This window comes from Paenibacillus sp. OK076, assembly GCF_900110055.1.
GTDB lineage: Bacteria > Bacillota > Bacilli > Paenibacillales > Paenibacillaceae > Paenibacillus.
Genome location: NZ_FOCH01000006.1, coordinates 143,732 through 164,886, shown reverse-complemented (window position 1 = coordinate 164,886; position 21,155 = coordinate 143,732). Strand labels below are relative to the sequence as shown.

18 protein-coding genes and 1 pseudogene are annotated in these 21,155 nt (G+C 48.6%); 3 read left to right on the top strand and 16 right to left on the bottom strand.

Features of this window, described 5'->3' with window-relative positions; all coding sequences use genetic code 11:
- Positions 1–182: 182 nt before the first annotated feature.
- From BMY78_RS29065 to xylA, 7 genes and pseudogenes are all read right to left on the bottom strand, one after another.
- A complete protein-coding gene (locus BMY78_RS29065; protein WP_256222506.1) occupies positions 183–1,133 on the bottom strand; it encodes an alpha/beta hydrolase in 951 nt (316 codons plus the stop codon).
- A 159-nt stretch (positions 1,134–1,292) separates the two neighbouring features.
- On the bottom strand, positions 1,293–1,925 hold the full coding sequence (locus BMY78_RS29060; protein WP_090904701.1) for a bifunctional 4-hydroxy-2-oxoglutarate aldolase/2-dehydro-3-deoxy-phosphogluconate aldolase: 633 nt from the start codon (positions 1,923–1,925) through the stop codon (positions 1,293–1,295).
- Between the two features lie 233 nt (positions 1,926–2,158).
- Positions 2,159–3,232, bottom strand: a complete 1,074-nt coding sequence (locus BMY78_RS33825) for a glycosyltransferase (RefSeq protein WP_371129205.1) — start codon at positions 3,230–3,232, stop codon at positions 2,159–2,161.
- 423 nt (positions 3,233–3,655) lie between these two features.
- Positions 3,656–4,180, bottom strand: a pseudogene (locus tag BMY78_RS33820) (hypothetical protein); the annotation flags it as partial.
- Complete coding sequence (locus BMY78_RS29050; protein WP_339846310.1) at positions 4,146–4,862, bottom strand: glycosyltransferase family 2 protein; 717 nt, start codon at positions 4,860–4,862, stop codon at positions 4,146–4,148. The gene BMY78_RS29050 and the pseudogene BMY78_RS33820, both read right to left, overlap by 35 nt.
- Before the next feature lie 307 nt (positions 4,863–5,169).
- Complete coding sequence (gene xylB, locus BMY78_RS29045) at positions 5,170–6,663, bottom strand: xylulokinase (RefSeq protein ID WP_090904699.1); 1,494 nt, start codon at positions 6,661–6,663, stop codon at positions 5,170–5,172.
- Between the two features lie 535 nt (positions 6,664–7,198).
- The gene (gene xylA, locus BMY78_RS29040; RefSeq protein ID WP_090904698.1) at positions 7,199–8,515 is read right to left on the bottom strand and encodes a xylose isomerase; all 1,317 of its coding nucleotides are present in this window, start codon (positions 8,513–8,515) and stop codon (positions 7,199–7,201) included.
- 199 nt (positions 8,516–8,714) lie between these two features.
- Here xylA and BMY78_RS29035 point away from each other — a divergent pair, with 199 nt between their 5' ends.
- Positions 8,715–9,881: an ROK family transcriptional regulator gene (locus tag BMY78_RS29035; protein ID WP_090904760.1), complete on the top strand. Its 1,167-nt coding sequence runs from the start codon at positions 8,715–8,717 to the stop codon at positions 9,879–9,881.
- Between the two features lie 145 nt (positions 9,882–10,026).
- Positions 10,027–10,224, top strand: coding sequence for a hypothetical protein (locus BMY78_RS29030; RefSeq protein WP_053779005.1), 198 nt, complete (start codon positions 10,027–10,029; stop codon positions 10,222–10,224).
- Positions 10,225–10,443: 219 nt separating this feature from the next.
- Here BMY78_RS29030 and BMY78_RS29025 read toward each other — a convergent pair whose 3' ends face one another.
- On the bottom strand, positions 10,444–10,674 hold the full coding sequence (locus BMY78_RS29025; protein WP_090904697.1) for a glutaredoxin family protein: 231 nt from the start codon (positions 10,672–10,674) through the stop codon (positions 10,444–10,446).
- 60 nt (positions 10,675–10,734) lie between these two features.
- Positions 10,735–11,676 (bottom strand): thioredoxin-disulfide reductase, encoded by a 942-nt coding sequence (gene trxB, locus BMY78_RS29020; protein WP_076291238.1) that lies wholly within the window; start codon positions 11,674–11,676, stop codon positions 10,735–10,737.
- 253 nt (positions 11,677–11,929) lie between these two features.
- Between trxB and BMY78_RS29015 the strand changes: the two genes are divergently transcribed.
- Positions 11,930–12,661 (top strand): ZIP family metal transporter, encoded by a 732-nt coding sequence (locus BMY78_RS29015; protein WP_053779008.1) that lies wholly within the window; start codon positions 11,930–11,932, stop codon positions 12,659–12,661.
- Between the two features lie 154 nt (positions 12,662–12,815).
- Here BMY78_RS29015 and BMY78_RS29010 read toward each other — a convergent pair whose 3' ends face one another.
- The 7 genes from BMY78_RS29010 to kduI all read right to left on the bottom strand — a co-directional run bounded on the left by BMY78_RS29010 (position 12,816) and on the right by kduI (position 21,092).
- Positions 12,816–13,631, bottom strand: coding sequence for an alpha/beta fold hydrolase (locus BMY78_RS29010; protein WP_090904696.1), 816 nt, complete (start codon positions 13,629–13,631; stop codon positions 12,816–12,818).
- A 181-nt stretch (positions 13,632–13,812) separates the two neighbouring features.
- Positions 13,813–15,825: a heavy metal translocating P-type ATPase gene (locus BMY78_RS29005; RefSeq protein ID WP_090904759.1), complete on the bottom strand. Its 2,013-nt coding sequence runs from the start codon at positions 15,823–15,825 to the stop codon at positions 13,813–13,815.
- A gap of 360 nt (positions 15,826–16,185) precedes the next feature.
- Positions 16,186–17,493, bottom strand: coding sequence for a homocysteine synthase (locus BMY78_RS29000; RefSeq protein WP_090904695.1), 1,308 nt, complete (start codon positions 17,491–17,493; stop codon positions 16,186–16,188).
- Positions 17,494–17,740: 247 nt separating this feature from the next.
- Positions 17,741–18,586 carry a sugar phosphate isomerase/epimerase family protein gene (locus tag BMY78_RS28995; RefSeq protein WP_090904694.1) on the bottom strand — a complete coding sequence of 282 codons (846 nt, stop codon included), beginning with the start codon at positions 18,584–18,586 and terminating at the stop codon, positions 17,741–17,743.
- A gap of 35 nt (positions 18,587–18,621) precedes the next feature.
- Positions 18,622–19,374: a 2-dehydro-3-deoxy-D-gluconate 5-dehydrogenase KduD gene (gene kduD / locus BMY78_RS28990; RefSeq protein ID WP_053779016.1), complete on the bottom strand. Its 753-nt coding sequence runs from the start codon at positions 19,372–19,374 to the stop codon at positions 18,622–18,624.
- An 82-nt stretch (positions 19,375–19,456) separates the two neighbouring features.
- Entirely contained in the window at positions 19,457–20,215 is a 759-nt protein-coding gene (locus BMY78_RS28985) for a DeoR/GlpR family DNA-binding transcription regulator (RefSeq protein ID WP_167434846.1), read from the bottom strand.
- A 37-nt stretch (positions 20,216–20,252) separates the two neighbouring features.
- Positions 20,253–21,092: a 5-dehydro-4-deoxy-D-glucuronate isomerase gene (gene kduI, locus BMY78_RS28980; RefSeq protein ID WP_053779017.1), complete on the bottom strand. Its 840-nt coding sequence runs from the start codon at positions 21,090–21,092 to the stop codon at positions 20,253–20,255.
- Positions 21,093–21,155 lie beyond the last annotated feature (63 nt).

The following is a 21,155-nucleotide window of genomic DNA, read 5'->3' as shown; positions in this document are numbered from 1 at the left end:
TTCATACAAGGATGCATGCAAAATAACCTCGCATGAATATTGCCAGTCTATTCTATGATACCATAAGCTTCCTTTTTAATCGTCATTTTCCCAACAATTTTACAAATGTGAATTTCTGCATATTGTATAGAAACAGCAAAAAAACGCCAACCGGGTTGGCGTTTCGAGGATCAGCCTGAGCATCAAGTGGGCTGAATTTTCTCTATATTGACGTTCGGTATAACAGATTCATTGGACTGAGCCTGCACCTGTACATGAGTTTTCAAGAAGGGAATCACCGTATTCCAGAACGCAGGATCCTCCTCTGAACAGCTATGGCCACCGCTATTGACCCACAGATGCTCCACGGGCGGGTCCGCTTTGGACATAAAATATTCAAGTTCGCTCGGTGGAATAAAGTTATCACCTTTGGAATGTACCATAAGCATCGGCAGCTGCATGCCTTTCCGCCGTTCATTCAGCAGCATGACTGGATCACGCTGGCGATATGTTTTCAGAGATTCACCAAGCCGCCAGAACCAGATTCGTGGAATCAGCTGGGCCAGGGGGAACAGAGGCAGACGCCGGCGCCTCAGCTCCGAACTGACGATAACCTCGAATTGGGATGGCATGGAGTCCGTGATCACCGCAGATACAGGAATACCCTCCGTCACAGCGAGGATCGTGCCTAGTCCGCCCAAGGAGTGCCCAAGCACACCGATTGCTGCTGGATCAATTTCCGGCCGTGAGGATGTATATTGCAATGCTGACAGCAGATCATCGCGGAATAGGTAAGCTGAAGCTGCTTTAACTGGATCACTGGCTCCATGGCTTCGAACATCGTACATAAAGAGCGCATAACCTGCTTCCCAAATGGGACGAGCATAACGGAGGACACGTGATCGATTGGAGCCCCATCCATGTGCAATAATAATCAAAGGCCAAGGCTTCGGGACATGAGCTCCAGCCGGAATGAACCAGCCATGGACTCGCCCGCCTCCACTCTCGAAGGTTATATCTTCAAATGGCATGGGCGGTGTGAGCGTAATCGGAATCTTTTTGGGGGTCTGACTCTTCACCGCTGCCTTCCATAAACCACCCGCAGTTACCGCGGCAACCGCAATCATCCCGCCAATCATCGTTTTAGCTTTCACTGGTGTCACTCCTCTCCGTTTTCTGGCCTGACTCCATCATACGACAGCAAGGTTAACAGGACGTTAATCCACATCACTTCTTATATTATCTATTTGGTTCAGAAGCACTTCTTAATATATAACCTGATGAGTGTAATCCACTTGCGTTGGCTTCAAGGTTCAATCCTTGATTTTCGCTATTTCCACAAAAGCACGAGTGCAAGTAGCAATATGCTCATCATTCCCTGCTGCAAGTGCTTCTCGTGGTAAAAGTGCACTTCCAAGCCCCACTGCCGCCGCACCCGCAGCATAATAATCCGTAATGTTATCCAGTGTTGCTCCGCCTGTTGCAAGCAGTGGAATATGATTTAGTGGTGCCTTGATTTCACGTAAATACGGAATGCCCAGACTCGCCATGGGGAACAGCTTCACCACTCTTGCTCCTGCTTCATAGGCAGCCACAATCTCCGTTGGAGTCATCGCTCCGGGCCAGATCTCCACGCCATGTTCTACAGCATATTCAATAACGGACAGATCGACATTAGGAGACACGAGAAATTGAGCGCCCGCTGCAACGGCTTCTTTGGCCATCTGCACATTGAGTACCGTGCCCGCTCCGATATAAGCCTTACCCTCATGCCTTGCACGCCAGTCTGCAATAATATCGTGTGCCCCAGGCGTGTTCAGCGTCACTTCCATCAGACGGATTCCCCCATCAGTCATCCCCTGCCCTGCTGCCTGAGCAGATTCCCGGCTAATACCACGCACAATAGCTACCAATCTCGATTCCAATAATACTTCCGTCAGATTCATGCCAACTTCCCCTTGTTTCATAGATTCGGCAGCCGAAGACAAGTATTCGTTATCACCGCTTTTCCGTTAGTCACTATTGTAAAGCATATCGTCCCCTGGATGTAATCATTTGATCCAATTTCTTGTGAGAGAGTGTGCATCCAAGTTTCCGGCAGACAGTTAAATAGAAACACAAAAACCTCTCCATGGAAAAGGGATTATCCATCCTCTTTATTCCAAAAGAGAGGTTCGCTTTAGGCTTTTTCCAGCACACTATTATCTTTCTCAAGATCCTTAAAATACCGATCGTTATACAACATGCTGGGATGTGTCGGATGGTACATCAAAGCAATGTCATTGTGCTCTTTGGCTTTCGCCCGATTACCCATCCGGTCATAACACACACACAATTGCAAATGCGGCATCCATGTCCAGGCAGCCTCATTCAATACTACCATTGGATCGGTCGGGCGTACGGCGCGGGTCGCCTGTTCATACCAGTATAAGGCTTTGCGGTAATCGGCACGATCGGCAAAATATCCACCCAATCGGCAGCAAATCTCGGCCCTCGGCAAATCAAAGGCAAAGGATCTCAGCAATGCCGAGATTTCCTTTTCCGAACGTTCAAGCGCTGCTTCGCAATCAGCTATCTTCTGGCATGCCGCAATCTGATCCTCCACCCATCCCAGCCCGGTGTCCAGAAATTTTCCATAGTACTGCACCGCATCTTCAAGATGCCCGTGGTCTTTCAATTCATTGCCAAAATAATATAAATCACGCGGAGAGAATTCCTCCCCTGCCTGTTCGCGTTTACGATAAATCTTTAGATTGCGATCCGTGTATTCCTTATCTTTCTTATGCGTGACTGCCACGTCGCTATGCAGCAGATGACCGGCCACTTCCAGATATTCATGCACTGCACCAAACCAGCGATAATTCCGATCCCGCCGCACCAGCCGGTTCCGCCTGAGACTATATGCCACCTTCCCCTCCGCCGTAAAGGACAGATGATAATCCATCGTGACACTATCCACAGCAGGGTCCAGGGAACGCTTCAGTTCAATGAGCTTCACACGATCATCCGGTTCAAACACATCATCTGCATCCAGCCATAGTATATATTCACTTGTTGCTTGTTCAAAGGCAAAGTTCCTTGCTGCCGCAAAATCATCCACCCATTCAAAATCGATGATGCGGTCCGTATAACGAGCTGCGATCTGACGCGTCTGGTCCGTCGAACCCGTATCTACAATCACAATCTCGTCAGCGATCCCGTTAACCGAGTCCAGACATCTGGCGAGGGAAGCCTCTTCATTTTTCACAATCATACACAGCGAAATACGGATCGATTCCTCTCCGCGTTTGGCTCTGCGATTAAAAGCAGCTACTCCCGGCAATTCCGATAGTCGGTAGATGTGATAGGCCGGATAATGTGTATCCACATATAAACGGAACCCCAATGCCTGAGCACGGATGCAAAAATGGCGATCTTCTCCCCAGAAAGATACATTCGGAATCTGGTTATACGAAACCCCGGACTCTAATACATTCCTGCGAATAAGGGTACAGGCCCCCAAGCCCCCCACTTCATAACAACCCGGCGTACGCAATTGCCTCAGGAATGTATCCGTTTGTGTACCTTCGTCCTCTGCTTCCTCCCCTGCATTGCGTTTGCCTCCCTTGCGAAACAGGGCGTACTCATCCTGCAACCAGACTTGTGGCATTTCCCTTGTGCCCGGCTGCCATCGTGTCCAGAAGATATTGGAAACAATATCCTTCCTGTTTGAAACGAGCTGTTCCAATGTGCGAGGATGCAGGACGAGATCGGAATCAATCAGGAACACGGCATCGTACTTCTGGTCACGGGCGTATGCCAATATCCGATTTTTCAGACCCGCCACCCGCCAGATCTGTTCGTCGCGCCAATAATGCCCGCCCTCGTCCTTGTTGTATATTCCTTTTCCCTGATTGGCATCTGCTTCATCTACATTGGCATCCATAAGGTTACCTTCGTACCGAAGGACAAACTCATGGAGCATATTGGATGCCGCTTCTTCTTCATTATCGTCCACAAACAGATAGTCGGTTGTTACCGCCGTTCGCTCAAGCGATTCCAGGGACTGGAGAAATTCATGGAGTACCGCTGCCGTCTGCCGAACAGGGCTGGCGATAAGAATCTTTTCCTTTGGCTCTTCTTTGCCTTTTTCTTTTTCCTTCTTCAAATCTAATGTCCTCCTTCCCTTATTCCGACCATTGCAGAAGTCTTGGCTCTGCATCCAAAATGGACTCGTACTGTTCCTTCCAGCCATATCTCGCATCCGGGTCAAGTTCCTGATAGCGCTCATATTTACGAATCCGGTCCTCTGCACGCGCCCAGCCATAATGCTTCACCCGAGGGGAATGACATCCATAGGCAAAATGCTGAATCGTTAGCGGAAAACGGCCGCAGTGCTGCGGAGTTTCCTTCCATTCATAGGTCCATTCCGGGCGGTATCTGACCAGAAATGGCCGATAATACGCATGAGCCTGCCAATATTGGTCTTCCCGGTAATGTGTATCGCTCCACATATCAAACAACCTGAAATAAATGGCGTCCTCCGTTCCACTCAACAGTTGATTCCGAACAGCACCAAAATCGGTTGTCAGAATTTCATCCGCATCCAGGTTTAAAATCCATTCCGGTCCGGTAGCCACCGTCGTCTCCCACTGCTGCTTGCGTAAACTTACCTCGTCTGCAAACAGGGAGCCCGGGTTCACAATCAACGTAAGCGGAATTCCCTCCAGCATTTCCTGGCATAAAGCGACGGTATGGTCCGTACTGCCGTCGTCAATAATCACTGCACGATCAATCCACGGTCGGTGAGTTTCGAGCGCCTGTCTGAGATACCTGTGCTCTTCATTGCGGACAATCATGGACAAGGTGACATGCGGCCTTGTGGTTTCTTCACGATCTTCCAACTCCACACCTCCAGGCTGAGTCTGTCACACGTAATAACTGATGTGTTATGGATAATTAATTGGCTGAACCTCTACTAACCTCAATATTTAATCTATGCGCGTCTGGAACAGGGTTATGTCTGGCAGGGAAACCTTTCATGACGTTTAGGAACCTTCAAAAACGAAATGTCCTTCTTTTCTCCGGACAACGACAAAAAAGGCACCCGCTTTCGCAGGTGCCTCCTTAATGTAATATTTCATTGGTTTAATATTTAACTGAATTCATATTGAATGACCTTAAGTCATTACCCTACCGGAAAACATTGAATTAACGGTACTCGGCCAAACGGTCATTCAGGCTGCGCGTTTGCCCGTACACATCCTGATACAGCGCGAACAGTTCATCATATACCTTAACCACTTCCGGGTTAGGCGTATAGGATTTGGCAGGACGAATGAATGCTGCTGCACAGTCCTGCAAAGATGGGAACCACCCACAGCCATAAGCTGCCAACATGGCTGCGCCCATTGCTGGGCCCTGCTCACTTTCCAATTTCACAATGGTTGCATTGAAGACATCGGCCTGCATTTGCAGCCAAGCTTCATTTTTGGCACCACCACCAATGGAGATCACTTCGTTGACCGTTTTGCCAGCGTTACGCAGAATATCGATGGACTCCCGCAGAGAGAACGTAATGCCCTCCATCACTGCACGTCCAAAATGCTCCAGCTTATGACCGGCATCCATACCGATAAAGCTGCCACGAATGTTTGCATCCGGGTGCGGTGTACGCTCGCCAACGATATAAGGCGTGAACAACAACCCGTTGCTTCCCGCTGGAATCGCATCAATGCCCTGCAAAAGCACATCAAATGATTTGTCCGCCGCAAACGTATCCTTGAACCAGGACAGGCTGTATCCTGCCGCAAGCGTTACTCCCATAATATAGAAGGCATCTTTCTCGCCATGGTTAAAAAAGTGCACTTTGCCTTCAAAATCGAGATCTTTACGCTCTTCATAGGAAAGCACTACCCCGGACGTTCCGATGCTGCACATCGTCTGTCCTTCACTCAGAATGCCTGCACCGATGGCTCCGCATGCATTGTCCGCACCGCCTGCATATACTTTCGTAGCGGCTGCAAGTCCGGTTTGATCCGCAATCTCAGGCAGCAATGTGCCTACTTCCTCAAATGACTCCACAAGTCGTGGGCACAAGGATAACGGCAGTTCAAAAGCTTCCGCGATTTCCTTGCTCCACTGCTTGCCTGCAACATCCAGCAGCAAAGTGCCCGCTGCATCCGAATAATCCATGGCATAATCACCTGTCAGGCGATACCGCACATAGTCCTTCGGTAACAGGAACAGAGCGGCCTGTTGCAGCAATTCCGGCTCGTTCTCCTGTACCCACAGGATTTTGGGCAGAGTAAAACCTTCGAGCGCACGGTTACGGGCAATACTTAACAATTTCCCGTCCAGTACTTTCTCAATGCGACGGCACTGAGCCGTTGTCCGTGTATCGTTCCACAGGATGGCATTGCGCAGCGGTTTACCCTCGGCATCCACCAGCACCAATCCATGCATCTGTCCGGAGAAACTCAGCCCTTCGATTTCCGAAGGATGCACGCCGGACACCTCCAGCAATTTGCGCAGTGAAACAATCGTCTGCTCTACCCAATCCTCGGGGTTTTGCTCACTGTATCCAGCTTTGGGCTGGTACAGCGGATAAGCCTCGGACGCTTCAAATGCCACTTTTCCTTCACGGTTAACCAGCACCGTTTTCACTGCGCTGGTTCCCAGATCGACACCAATTACGTAACTCATGAGTTAACTCCTCTCGTTTGTAACAGGATTGTATAAATGAAACTTTGATGCTCATGTGGGCACTCCGTGATCAGAAAACCCTCGGATCGCCGTTACCCCCGGATTTCCTTTATACCCTTTGGCAAGGGAGAAATCCGGGGATAAATGCGACCGCTTTGCTTCCTCCGGGTCCTTTCTGCTCACTCCGTTCTGCATGCACCATCTTAGACAAACATTTATATCAAAACAGTAAAAACGTACTCGTTCTTATAGCGGAAAGATTGATCCAATGACCTTGATTCGTCATTGGTTATAAATGAAACCTTGATACGCCTGTAGGTCACTCATGTATCATTGGCTTAGGTATCAAAAAACCGTCCCCGCCTTCCCAGGGGAAAGTCGGGGACGGTCCGAATGTCATGCTTGTTCAGGCGTTCCGTGGTACAAGCTTAGGCTATGCTGGCGTGCACACTTTGTTATACTCCTGCACAAGCGTCACTACAGGCAAAACGTATTCGTTGGTTCACAATCTTCCACACCCAAAGCTTAACCGGTATTAGTCAGCCAGGATGTATTGGTTGAGTTTTGCTCTCAGCAATTCCTGACGTCCGGATTGATTTTTGCGTGGGCTTTCGTTGTTCAGCGCGTATTCTGCAAGGGAAGCCAGTGTTGCTTTACCTGCAACCACATCAGCACCGATACCTTCGCTGAAGCTGCTGTAGCGTTTTTCGATGAAGTCATCAAATACGCGATCTTCAATCAATTTCGCTGCTACTTTCAAACCTTTAGCATACGTATCCATACCAGCGATGTGTGCGAGGAACAGATCGTCTGCTTCGAAGGAACCACGACGTACTTTGGCGTCGAAGTTCACACCACCACGGCCGATACCGCCGTTTTTCAATACTTCGTACATTGTCAATGTAGCATCGTACATATCAACCGGGAACTCATCCGTATCCCAGCCGATCAGCATATCGCCTTGGTTGGCATCGAGGGAACCGAGCATACCGTTTGTACGGGCAACGCGGATCTCGTGATCAAATGTGTGACCAGCCAGTGTTGCATGGTTAGCTTCCAGGTTCAGTTTGAAGTGTTTGTCCAAACCGTATTTTTGCAGGAAGGCAATGGAAGTTGCTGCATCATAGTCGTATTGGTGTTTCGTTGGCTCTTTCGGTTTAGGCTCAATCAGGAATTGTGCATCAAAGCCAATTTCCTTCGCGTAGTCTACTGCCATGTGGAACATGCGAGCAATGTTGTCTTGCTCCAGCTGCATGTCTGTGTTGAGCAATGTGTCATAACCTTCACGACCGCCCCAGAACACATAGTTTTCTGCGCCCAGACGTTTACCCACTTCCAGACCTTTCTTGATTTGCGCTGCAGCGTGAGCGTACACATCTGCGTTGCAAGTGGAAGCTGCTCCAAACATGAAGCGTGGGTTGGAGAACATGTTCGCTGTATTCCAGAGCAATTTTTTGCCGCTGGATTTCATGTGATCTTCAATCAGGTCAACAATCGTATCAATGTTGCTGTAGAACTCACGCAGGCTGTTGCCTTCTGGTGCGATGTCCACATCGTGGAAACAGAAGAACGGGAGATTCATTTTTTCCAAAAATTCAAATGCCGCTTCCACGCGGACTTTCGCGAGGTCCAGACCGGAGTATTTATCCCAAGAACGAACAGCAGTTTCTGCACCAAACGGGTCACTACCGCCCGCTGTTAATGTATGCCAATAAGCCATGCCGAAACGGAAGTGCTCTTCCATCGATTTGCCAGCTACAACTTCTTCCGGATTATAATGTTTAAAAGAAAATGGATTCGTGGAATCTTTACCTTCGAATGAAATTTTATTAACGGATTCAAAATAGGCCATGGTAAATGCCTCCTCAATAGTTTTGAAAGTAATCGTTTACAACGTTATCCTAACACATCAGTTATACTTTGTCTATTGGTTAAACAAAGTAAAAATAAAATTTTTTTTGCTCGTTTGTTTACGCTATAATAGTCGAATAGCTTGTTTACGGATTGCGGGTCTGAACCCTTTTTTAGAAGAATAGGAGTGCCATATGGATATGAAAATTACCGGAGACCAGATGCTGGTCAAAAAAATAAACAAGTCGATCGTCCTGGATACGATACGGCGTCATGCCCCCCTCTCCCGTGCACGGGTATCCGAGATTACAGGGCTGAATAAAGCAACGGTATCCAATCTGGTTGCCGATCTGATCAATGATGAGCTTTTGCAGGAAATTGGCCCTGGGGAATCCAGCGGTGGACGCAAACCTCTCATGCTGCTATTTCGCGGTACATCGGGATATGCCGTAGGCTTGGAACTTAGCGTGACCCACTTAAAAGGTGTGCTTACCGATCTGGAAGGTCACATCATCACAGAATATGCCGTTAAGTTGGAACATCATGATGTGTCCTCTGTATTTGAACAGTTGAAACTTGCAGCAGAACATCTGATTCAGGCAGCCCCTCCCTCCCCTCACGGGGTAATTGGTATTGGGATCGGGGTACCGGGCATGGTGGACGAGGAAGGAACGGTGCTGTTTGCACCCAACTTGGGGTGGGAGAAGGTTCCCCTGCGTGCCATGCTGGAAGAAGTATTCGAGTTACCTGTCACGATCGACAATGAAGCGAATGCAGGTGCGCATGGAGAATTGAATTTTGGTGCAGGCATCGGTGTACGTCATCTGATTTACATTAGTGCAGGCATCGGGATCGGTTCAGGCATTATGGTGGATGGCGAGCTGTACAAAGGAGCCTGGGGATATGCAGGAGAAACAGGCCATATGTCCATTGAAGCAGAGGGCAGACCTTGCTCCTGTGGCAATCGTGGCTGCTGGGAGTTATATGCTTCGGAGAAAGCTTATGAGCACCCGGATCATCAGTTGCTTTTGCCGGCACATACGACACGGGAATTGATTGATTATGCACAGCAAGGCCATGAAGATGTATTGAAGCTATACCAGGAAATTGGCCGCAAACTGGGAGTTGGCATCACCAATATCGTTAACAGTTTCAATCCTGAGCGCATTATTATCGGCGGCCCTCTCTCTGAAGCAGGACCCTGGATTGAAACGGCGCTGAAACAAGTGGTGGAGGAGCGTACGTTGCCCTATCACCGCCGCAGTTTGCAGATAGAATGGGCTGCTCTGGGCAGTCGGTCCACACGTGTTGGTGCCGCTTACTCAGCAATTTCCCAATTTCTAGGTAAAATAAGAGTTTCCGTCTAATAACCGCTGAAAATTGACATCATTTTGCCCCATTTCCTCCCTTTTTGTTAAAGAAATCCAGAGGTATAATAGGGTTATGTGATTTTTGTCATGGCGGCATGAATGTCGCTGTGTTAATTCCGATGACGAAACGGAGTGAAAATTCGTGACCTACGTGGATACTTCAGATATCTCGGCGCAAATGTTTGTCACCGTACTCCTGTTCCTGATCGTGCTTGCGCCGCTGTTCAGCCTTGGCATACTTCGATTGTTTCAGAGCAAAAAGAAGGCTGGTTTCATGTACATGCTGTCAGGCGTACTGGTGTATGTAGTATTTCAGACCTTTATGAGTATCTTTTTCTAGATAAAATATGTTTCATTTTACCGTCAAATCCCTTTTTACATCCACAAAAGAGTTCATGAAACATGTGCTCTATTGTAGCTGTGAAAGGGGATTTTTCATGTTGAAGATAAAAGAAGCCTCAGTCCTGATTCGGACCAAGGCTTCTCCAATATATATTCAAACGGCTCGCGCGAACCGGAATAGCTGCATGTGACTTGAACTTACCCTATAGAGGGTAAATTAAGCGTCAAGCGCTTTAGCAAATTGAGTTTTGTTCATACCCAGAATGCGGTGTTCACCAATGATAGTCAGAGGTACGGCACGTACGCCCATGTCCCATACTTGTTGTGCGAACTCATCGCTTGTCTCGATGTTGCGCTCTTCATAAGAGATGCCTTTGTCAGCCAGGAAGCTTTTTACCGATTTGCAGTTTGGGCAGTTGGTCGATGTGTATACAATTACGTTTTCCATGTTGATTCACCTCATATTGTTATTTTATAGACTGATCTATTGCTCAAAACAGCTCTTCCCTTACAGGACTACTGCGCTATGCTCCAAGCTCTCAATATATTTCTCTGTATCCATCGCAGCCATACATCCGCTACCTGCTGCTGTGATCGCTTGTTTGTAACGGGTATCCTGTACATCACCACAAGCGAATACGCCTGGGATATTGGTTTCGGATGTTCCCGGTGTAGTCAGAATATAACCGTGTTCGTCGGTTGTGATCTGTCCGCCCAGGAATCCAGTGTTTGGTGTGTGACCAATCGCTACGAATACACCACTAGCAGGAATGATTTCTTCTTCACCTGTTTCGTTGTTCAGTACTTTCAATCCTGTTACGCCGTTGTCGCCAGCCAACACTTCCAGAGGGGTACGGTTCAATGCCATTTCCACTTTCTCATTGCTGCGTGCACGATCCTGCATGATTTTGGAGCCACGCAGTTCTTCACGACGGTGTACCAGGGTTACTTTGGAACCGAAACGGGACAGGAAGCTCGCTTCCTCCAGCGCGGAGTCGCCACCGCCAATAACGATGATTTCTTTGTTGCGGAAGAAGAATCCGTCACATGTCGCACAAGTGCTGACACCACGGCCCACATTCGTTTCTTCTCCAGGAATACCAAGGTATTTAGCAGATGCGCCCGTAGACAGGATCAAGGTTTCGGATACGAGTTCACCCATGCCTTCAACCTGAATTTTGAATGGACGCTCGCTCATATCGATGTTGTTTACCCAGCCTGTACGGAATTCTGCACCGAAGCGTTCTGCTTGTTTGCGCATATTGTCCATCAGTTCAGGACCCATAATACCGTCAGGGAAACCTGGGAAGTTCTCCACTTCTGTTGTTGTTGTCAGTTGACCACCAGGTTGTGGTCCTTCAATAACGAGTGGGTTCAAGTTGGCACGTGCCAGATAGATTGCTGCTGTCAGCCCTGCAGGGCCTGTTCCAATAATAATTGATTTATACATGTATAGTTCCTCCCCCGGGTTCTGCAAAAAGGTCAGGCTCTCCGGCATCAAAAGCAAATGCTTTTGCATACACTAGAACGAAAGCCTACATCATGTCCACATGAACTGCCCGTTATGACAATTAACCTATGCAGAAACGGAATTCTAATTTATAATCATTCTAATCTGTTGTTCATTATGATCTCTTTTATGTACGGTGTCAATGCTCGGCAGCGATTATGAAGAAGTCTTCATCAGGAGGGAAAATGGAAGCATGAACGATGCACTCATTGGCAGCTTTATCTCAGCCATGTCTACCGGCCTTGGGGCCATACCTATTCTATTTATGCGCAAAGTAACTCACCGTCTGCGTGATATTTTGCTTGCCTACGCAGCAGGCATCATGACCTCTGCCTCGGTGTACAATCTCATACCGGAAGCACTCGGGCAATCCAATTTGTTCGTACTTGCCCTTGGTATCATGCTGGGCAGCATGGTTCTGCTTGTACTGGAGATGAAGATTCCCCATGTGGATCTGGAAAATCCCGAGAAGATGCCTTTCAAAATTGAAGCCAAAGCCTTCATGATTATTGCAGCCATCACCATGCATAACCTGCCCGAAGGGTTATCGGTAGGTGTCAGCTACGCAAGCAGTGACGCAGGACTTGGCAATCTGATTGCCTTTTCCATTGGATTGCAGAATGCGCCGGAAGGATTCCTGGTCGCCCTCTTCCTCGTCAATCAGAACATCGGTCGCTTCAAAGCGCTCGGTATCGCCACGCTGACTGGCGCAGTTGAAATTGTTACAGCCATGATTGGTTACACACTCAGTAGTCTGGTGTCCGGTCTGGTTCCTTATGGTCTTGCCTTTGCAGCGGGTGCGATGATGTTCATCGTGTACAAGGAACTGATTCCCGAAAGCCACGGCGACGGCAACGCACGGGCGGCAACGGTTTCCTTTTTGCTCGGACTGATCACGATGATTGGGCTGACTGAACTCTTTTAATGGAAAGAACAAAGAACAGCCCCCACATGAACACAAGAATGGACGGCAAAAAAACCTGAAAGCACAGCAGCTCGCTGAACTTCCAGGTTCTTTTTTTGTTCACAAATGAAGATTCAATGAATAGTTGAAACGATCTGTAAAGGTCGATTAACGATCAGATTCCGGATTTGATAAATCGAATCAGTTCGGCATTGAATTTTTCCAATTCATCATAGAACGCCCCGTGACCGCTCTCCTCAAAAGCAATCAATTGAGAACCGGCAATGCCTTTGTGCATCTCCTCGGCGAATTCAAACGGACATATCTCATCCTTCTTCCCGTGCAAAATGGCTGTAGGTACCTGAATCGAACTCAGGTCACCTCGCAAATCCTCATCTCGGAGTGCAATTGCACTGGAGATCGTAGCGTAAGACGAGGCTTCCATACCGAGTGCATGGAACCAATCCATAAACGGCTGGCTGTGCTGCTTCGCGAAAAACATGCCGCCAAACGTCTCCAGCAGCTTCGGACGATCTGCGAAGATCGGCTCAATAATCTGCTCGGTGAGCTGCGCCGGAGTAAGTCCATATGGATAACCCTCACGCTGCGTGAACACTGGTGCCGCCGCAGACAATAGTGCCAGCTTGGATACACCATGTCCCGCATGGCGGGCCATATAATGCACGGCAATCGCTCCACCCATGGAGAAGCCTGCAAGCACCACGTCGGTCAACTCCAGGTCATCGATAACGGCACGAACATCGTCCGCCATCCGGTCGTAGTCATAACCTGTGGACGGAGCGTCCGACTTGCCATAACCTCTGAAATCTATTGCAATGACACGAATGCCTTGATTCGGCAGTACATTTAATTGATATTCGAACATTTTATAATTAACTGGCCAGCCGTGCAAAAAGACAACCGGTGTTCCTTGACCAATATCTTCAACAAATACACTCACATTCGGTTCCACTTGTACGTAACGTCCCATTATTCACAGCTCCCTTGATTGTCATATCGTTGCAGCGGCAAATTACCGATCTGCTTGGTAATGTTGTAATAACAACGTTCCCTAAGTCATATTCCGTGTGGAACGTTCCTCTGGAATCGTCTCTTCGAATCATTACCCGCTGACCCAAGGTTCAAACGCCGTCGTTTTCAAATGGATTTACTTACCGCAGCAGTCTTAGTCCATTCAGAATAACCAGGATCGTGCTGCCCTCATGGCCTACCACGCCCAATGGCAATGCAACATCTTGTAAGAAGTTACCCGCGATTAGAGCCAGAATTACCGTGATGGCAAAAAACATATTCTGCTTCACCGTCCGCTGGGCCCGGCGAGCTTGCCTGATCACCCAGGCGATTTCTTCAATATTGTCATTCATCAGTACAACATCCGCTACTTCCAGTGCCGTGCCGCTGCCTGATACCCCCATCCCCATGCCAACCGTTGCCGCTGCAAGTGCAGGCGCATCATTCACACCATCCCCAACCATTAACACTTGCCCATACTGTTCGCGAAGTAGATGCACCTGCTTCACTTTATCTTCGGGCAACAGACCTGCGTACACTAGGCTCACACCTGTCTCACGGGCGATTACTGCTGCCGATTCAGGACGATCACCTGTCAGCATAGCCACCTTCACACCCATCGCTTCCAGCATTTTTACCGCTGCGGCCGCTTGTGGGCGCACAGTGTCCCTCATCGCGATCAGTCCGGCCATCTTCCCGTTCGCTGTTATGGCAGACACGGTCTTGCCTTCTCCCTCAAGTTGGGCACGTATGCCATGCCACACAGCAAGATCATTCATATCACAAGCAGCTAATTGCTTCTCTATATGATTTGCGTTATTTACCTCACTGATATGATGCGTATCTAACTCATCCGTTTTGCCAATTTTCCAGAGCACACCGTCTACTTTCCCCTCAATCCCCCAGCCCGTCAGCGCCTGAACCTGTTCAGCAATTGGGAGGTTGAGGTCCTCCTTGCTTGCCTGCTCCACAATGGCCCGAGCCAGTGGGTGCATCGAAAGATTCTCAATGGCAGCTACCGCACCCAACAACTGAGCCCGGTCATATCCGTCTGCCGTTATAATATCGGTCACCTGTGGTGTACCCATCGTCAATGTCCCCGTTTTATCAAAAGCAACCACCTGGGTCTGGGCCATGTTCTCCACATGAGCGCCACCCTTGAAGAGAATACCGCGACGTGCACTGCTGGACATCGCTGATAACATGACCGGCATAATGGAAGAAACCAGGGCACAAGGTGAAGCTACAACCAGAAAGACCATTGCTTTATAAAACGCCTCATTCCACGTCCAACCAAGCAATAGCGGTGTTCCCGCAATTACCAGCACCGTTACAGCGACAACAATACGAGCGTATACTCCCTCGAAACGCTCAATAAAGCGTTGGGAATCCGGCACTTCCGTCTGCGCTTCTTCCACCAGTTTAATGATTCTGCCAAACAACGATCCTTCAGCGGATTTGGTTACCTCCACATATAGAGCGCCTTCGCCGTTCACGGTACCTGCAAATACTTCGTCACCAGCAATTTTGTCTACAGGTAAGGATTCGCCTGTAATCGAGGCCTGATTGATAAAAGAGCTACCCCGGTACACGACACCATCTGCCGGAACCAGTTCGCCCGGTTTGACCAGCAACAGATCCCCCGGCTGCAAATCATCGATGGATACAAGATTCATTTTCCCGTCCTCAATACGCAGCGCCGTTTCCGGTTTGAGCGCCAGCAGCGATGAAATATCTTTGTGACTACGCTCCGTTGCATAGCTTTCGAGTGCACCACTTAACGCAAAAATAAAGATCAGCATGGCGCCTTCATTCCAGTAGCCGATGGCTGCCGCTCCCAACGCTGCTGCAATCATGAGCAGGTTCACATCGAGATCACGATCCTTGACCAAAGTCTCTATGCCTTCTTTGGCCTTGGTCCATCCACCTATGGCATAAGCAACAATATACAGTACTACGGATAACGGATTAGACCATGATGCCGTCACCCAGGCAATAAGCATCAAAAGTCCACTGCCCAGTGCAGCTTGCATTTCCTTGTTGCGCAGCATGGCCCGAAAATCTGGTTTGCGCCCCCGGCCCGGACCTGGTGTGTTGGCAGAGCGCTGTTCAGCTTTCGCTTTGGTTTGAATAGGTTGATGTATCGCTTGCATATGAATCACAATCCTTTCTGATTGTCGGGTTGTGGATTGCATTTTGCTGCATCCATGTCCCCTTTTTTGAAGTCGTATTGAGAATGAGAGCCATTGTTAATCCCCTAAAAATGACACATGCTGCTGCGGGAATCCCGCAGCAGCATGGTTATTGAATGATTTTCAAACTCATTTTGAATGAGAATGATAATCATTTTTGTACTTATGCAATTTTTTTTACCTAATACAACTCTAGCTTCATTATATGCCTGTGCTCTGCATTTGTAAATAGGTTTTTCATCTTAGCCGATGCAAATTAAAAAAAGCCACTCGTCCATAAGGACAAGCGGCTCGTGGTAATGGATTTATTAACGTTATGAATTAAACACTAACGCTTGATTGCTGGCTAGCCTTAATGGCTTGCTCCAGATCGTAGAGGATATCCTGAATATTCTCTGTACCTATAGATAGACGAATTAGCTCAGGATTAACGCCTGCTGCAGTCTGCTCATCTTCTGTCAGCTGTTGGTGCGTCGTACTAGCCGGGTGAATGATCAGTGACTTGGAGTCACCTACGTTCGCAAGGTGGGAGAACAGCTTCACATTTTCAATCAGTTTGCGTCCTGCATCCACGCCGCCTTTGATACCAAAAGTCAGAATGGCTCCCTGGCCTTTCGGCAAATACTTCTGTGCCAATTCATAGGAAGGGTGACTCGGCAAACCTGCGTAGCTTACCCATTCCACATCTGCATGCTTCTCCAGATATTTCGCCACAGCCAGTGCGTTGCTGCTATGGCGTTCAACCCGCAGATGCAGTGTCTCCAATCCTTGAATGAGCAACCATGAATTGAAAGGTGAGATCGTTGCACCAAAGTCGCGCAGTAATTGCACACGAGCTTTGATAATATAAGCAATCGGTCCAACCGCTTCCGTATATACAACACCATGATAGCTGGCATCCGGTTCTGTCAGTCCCGGGAACTTGCCACTCGCTTTCCAGTCGAATTTACCGCTGTCTACAATAACTCCACCAATGGAAGTACCGTGACCGCCAATAAATTTGGTAGCCGAATGAACGACAATATCAGCTCCATGCTCGATTGGACGAAGCAGATATGGACTTGGGAATGTATTGTCTACAATCAAAGGAATGCCATGTTCATGGGCGATAGCTGCCACAGCTTCAATGTCCAGGACGTTGCCTTGCGGATTACCGATCGTTTCAGCGTACAATGCTTTGGTCTTCTCCGTAATCGCCGCCCGGAAATTCTCAGGATCACTGGAATCTACAAACTTTACATCCAGGCCAAGTTTCGGTAGTGTGGTTGAGAACAGATTGTACGTTCCTCCATACAGACTCGCTGCGGAAACAATCTCGTCTCCCGCACCTGCGATATTTAAGAGGGAGAACGTAATCGCTGCCTGACCGGAAGCGGTAGCCAGTGCACCCGCACCTCCCTCAAGTGCAGCAATACGTTGTTCGAAGACATCCGTGGTCGGATTCATCAGACGTGTATAGATATTGCCAAACTCTTTCAATCCAAACAGATTGGCTGCATGCTCCGTATCACGGAATCCGTAGGATGTTGTTTGGTACAACGGTACAGCACGTGCATGGGTGGTCGGATCAATCTCTTGGCCGGCATGAATTGCCAATGTTTCAAATGAAAGCTCACGTTCGTTTGACATAAATCTGTTTCCTCCCTTAACTTATACGTTTGGCAAATCCCTAGATGTCATGACATGGTGGCGTATGTTTTCCATATTCTCTCACAAGATGTCGCTTTTGAAAAGAAGTATTTCCGATTTTTCCGATAAGAAATATTAATTATGTACTACGAGGACCGCTATACCAAAAAAACCTTTGCTCCCGCAAAGGTTTTCCGGAACTTTTTGCAACGATTCAACTGCCAGGCTGCTGCCGACTCTTTACCGTTTATACCCGAACGCCACTCCATATCTCACGTAAATGCTTGGCCGCTGGAACAGCTTCCTCCGCCGTTACCCCTTCTAGTGAAATATCGATATGTGGTTTATACGTCTTCAATAGTTCAAAAAATAACGGGTAATCCAGAATGCCCTCACCCGGCACCGGATTGAACTTATCACCCTGTGCATTGAAAGCCACATCTTTGGCATGAATGACAATGATGCGCTGATACAGCGTTTCCATCACTTCACGCAGGAATGCGGGCTGATCAGCCACATGCGGTTGTTTGATCAGATTACAAGGATCGAACAGCATGCCCAGATTGGATGAAGGAATTTCTTCAAACAGACGAATCATATGTTCACGCGTATGAAGTGTATGGGTAGATACAGGCTCGATCGCCGCATGAACGCCCCACTTTTCCGCCTCTTCCACCAGTTCCTCTACCGTCTCCCGCAGCACCGTCCACGCCTTTTCTTCATATCCGTCTGGATGAGAGTCGCGATACGTATCCAGGCCCCCCGTCTCCGTTGCCACCATGCTGCAACCGAAATCTCGGGCATAACGCAGATGCTCCTTGAATCGATCAATGTCTGCACGACGGGCCACAGGATCAGGATCAATCGGGTTAATATAGCAGCCTAGTACCGCAATCTTGACTCCGCGCTGTGCAAATTGATCTCCGATCTCATTCGCCAGTCCAGGGCTCAGCTTGCCATTGGACGAGTCCACATCCGATAACGCCTTGGCTAATGCCAACTGTACCGAATTGAATCCGTTATCCGCGATAGTCTGTGCAAGCTGCGCTGTAGGCTGTTTACCAAACGTATGCGCAAGAATACCAAGTTTCATATCACTGCCTCCTTTGCCATTGATCACTGACAGGATTAACGAGCCATCCAGCCGCCATCCACATTCAGTACATGACCATTCAAATAGTCCGATGCCGCCGATGCCAGGAAAACAACCGGACCTTTCAGATCCTCAGGTGTTCCCCAGCGTCCAGCCGGAATCCGTGCCGTGATGTCACGATACCGATTCTCATCGGCGCGAATCTGAGTCGTATTGTCTGTTTCCATGTAGCCTGGTGCAATCCCGTTGATCTGAACACCTTTGCCTGCCCATTCATTTGCGAGTGCTTTCGTTAAACCGGCTACCCCATGTTTACTGGCCGTGTATCCCGGTACATTAATTCCACCCTGATAAGACAGCATGGAGGCAATGTTAATGATCTTGCCACTTCCCCGTTCAATCATATGTCTGCCGGCCAACTGGCTCAGGAAAAATACCGTATTCAGGTTAAGACCTATGACATCATGCCAGTCCTGCTGACCGTGATCGGCTGCAGGTGTACGACGAATAATTCCCGCATTATTGACCAGAATATCAATTCTCCCCTGAAAGGCTAATGCCTTTTCAAACACCCCGGTCAGTTCATCCTCACGGCTCAAATCAGCTTCAATCACATACGCTTTGCGTCCGAGAGCCTCAATAGCACGTGCTGTTTCCGATGGATTGGAGTAAGACACCAGCACAACATCTGCCCCGGCTTCCGCAAGACCAATCGCCATTCCTTGTCCAAGACCTCCTGATGTACCAGTGACAAGTGCAACTTGTCCGCTTAAATCAAATGGGTTCATGAATGATTCCTCCGCATGGTTATTGAGTTGCAAACCGTGTCATTCAGCCTCGGCAGTCATGTAACCACTGTGAAACTGAAGATCAGCTCTGATAATCCACTTCGATACCATTTTGCCTGTAAAGGGCTGCTGTCTCCTCATCCAAGCGACTATCGCTGATGATGCAGTCCAACTCCGAACAGTGTGCAAAAGTCCGAAGGGCAAATTGTCCGAATTTATAATGATCCACGACGCCATAGACCTGCTGTGAAGCAGAGATCATTGCTTTTTTTAGCGGCACCAGATCGCCTGTATATATAGAAAGTCCAAATTCCGGATGAAGTGCCGTCGTTGAGATAAACGCTTTGTGAATGTTGAGACCGGAAATGAAGGCAGCTGTATCGTCTCCCACCAGCATATTGCGGACTCTTGCTCCGCCGGGCACAACCAGTCGCACCTGCTCCTTTTTGGTCAGCTCAGCAATAATGAACAGATCATTGGTTACCACGGTAATGGGCTGATTGTCCATACGCTTCGCCATCTCCAACGTGGTGCTTCCGCCGTCCAGCGCAACAATATCTCCTGGCCGGATATAAGCAAGGGCTCGCTCGGCAATCTCCGTTTTCTCCGAATGATGCTTTTCCGTAGCCCCTCGACTCGTCAGGATGCCATACTGGTCGTTCTGAGCCAGCATCGCCCCCCCATGGACACGTACGAGCAATCCCATGCCTTCCAGCTTATCGAGATCCTCCCGCACGGTCTTGCCCGTCACCTGCAGCAGTTCACTCAGATCACTAACGGTGACTTCCTGCCGTTCCAGCAGAGCCTCCATAATTTTTTCATGTCTTTTCAATGGATTCATCACAGATCAACTTCCTGTTTCTTTGGAATTTACGCGCCTATTTCAGGTCCTTCATCGCCACGCCGTCCATATCCTCGAACGTCTGGTTTTCACCAGCCATTGCCCAGCAGAACGTATAGCTGCTCGTACCAACACCACTGTGGATGGACCAGCTAGGAGAGATGATGGCCTGACGGTCACGCACAACCAAATGCCGTGTTTCGTTTGGCTCGCCCATCATATGGAATACGACACCATCTTCCGGCAGGTTGAAATACAAGTATACTTCGGAACGGCGGTTGTGGGTATGTGCAGGCATGGTATTCCACATGTTGCCCTTGTCGAGTTCCGTAATACCCATCACCAGCTGACAGCTCTGGATTCCGCCTTCTCCTTGGTGGATATAGCGATAGATCGTCCGTTCGTTCGAGCTTTCGATACTGCCGAGGTGGTTCGGCTGAGCTTGTTCTTGCGTTGCTTTTACTGTTGGATACGTGTGGTGAGCTGGTGTGGATACAAAATAAAACTGAGCCGGCTGATCCTTGCCGCTGCTCTTGAACACAACTTCTTTTACACCTCTTCCGATGTACAGGCATTCCTTGGCACCAATTTCGTATCCTTGACCGTCGGCTGTCACTGTTCCGTGGCCTCCAACATTAATGATACCGATTTCACGACGCTCCAGGAAAAAGTTCGTTCCGATATCCTTCAGATTCACTTCAAGTGCGATATCCTTGCTTTGAGGTACAGCCGTTCCTACAATATAACGATCCACATGGGAATATACCGTCACCAATTCATCTGTTGCAAACAGTTGCTCCATCAGAAATTCCTCGCGCAGACGGGAGGTATCATAGTTTTTCACTTCATTTGGGTGTGCAGCATAACGGTTTTGCATCATTAATCCATTCCTTTCGTTAGTCAGATAATGTTCATATAAGTTCATTTTAGTTCATTTTGT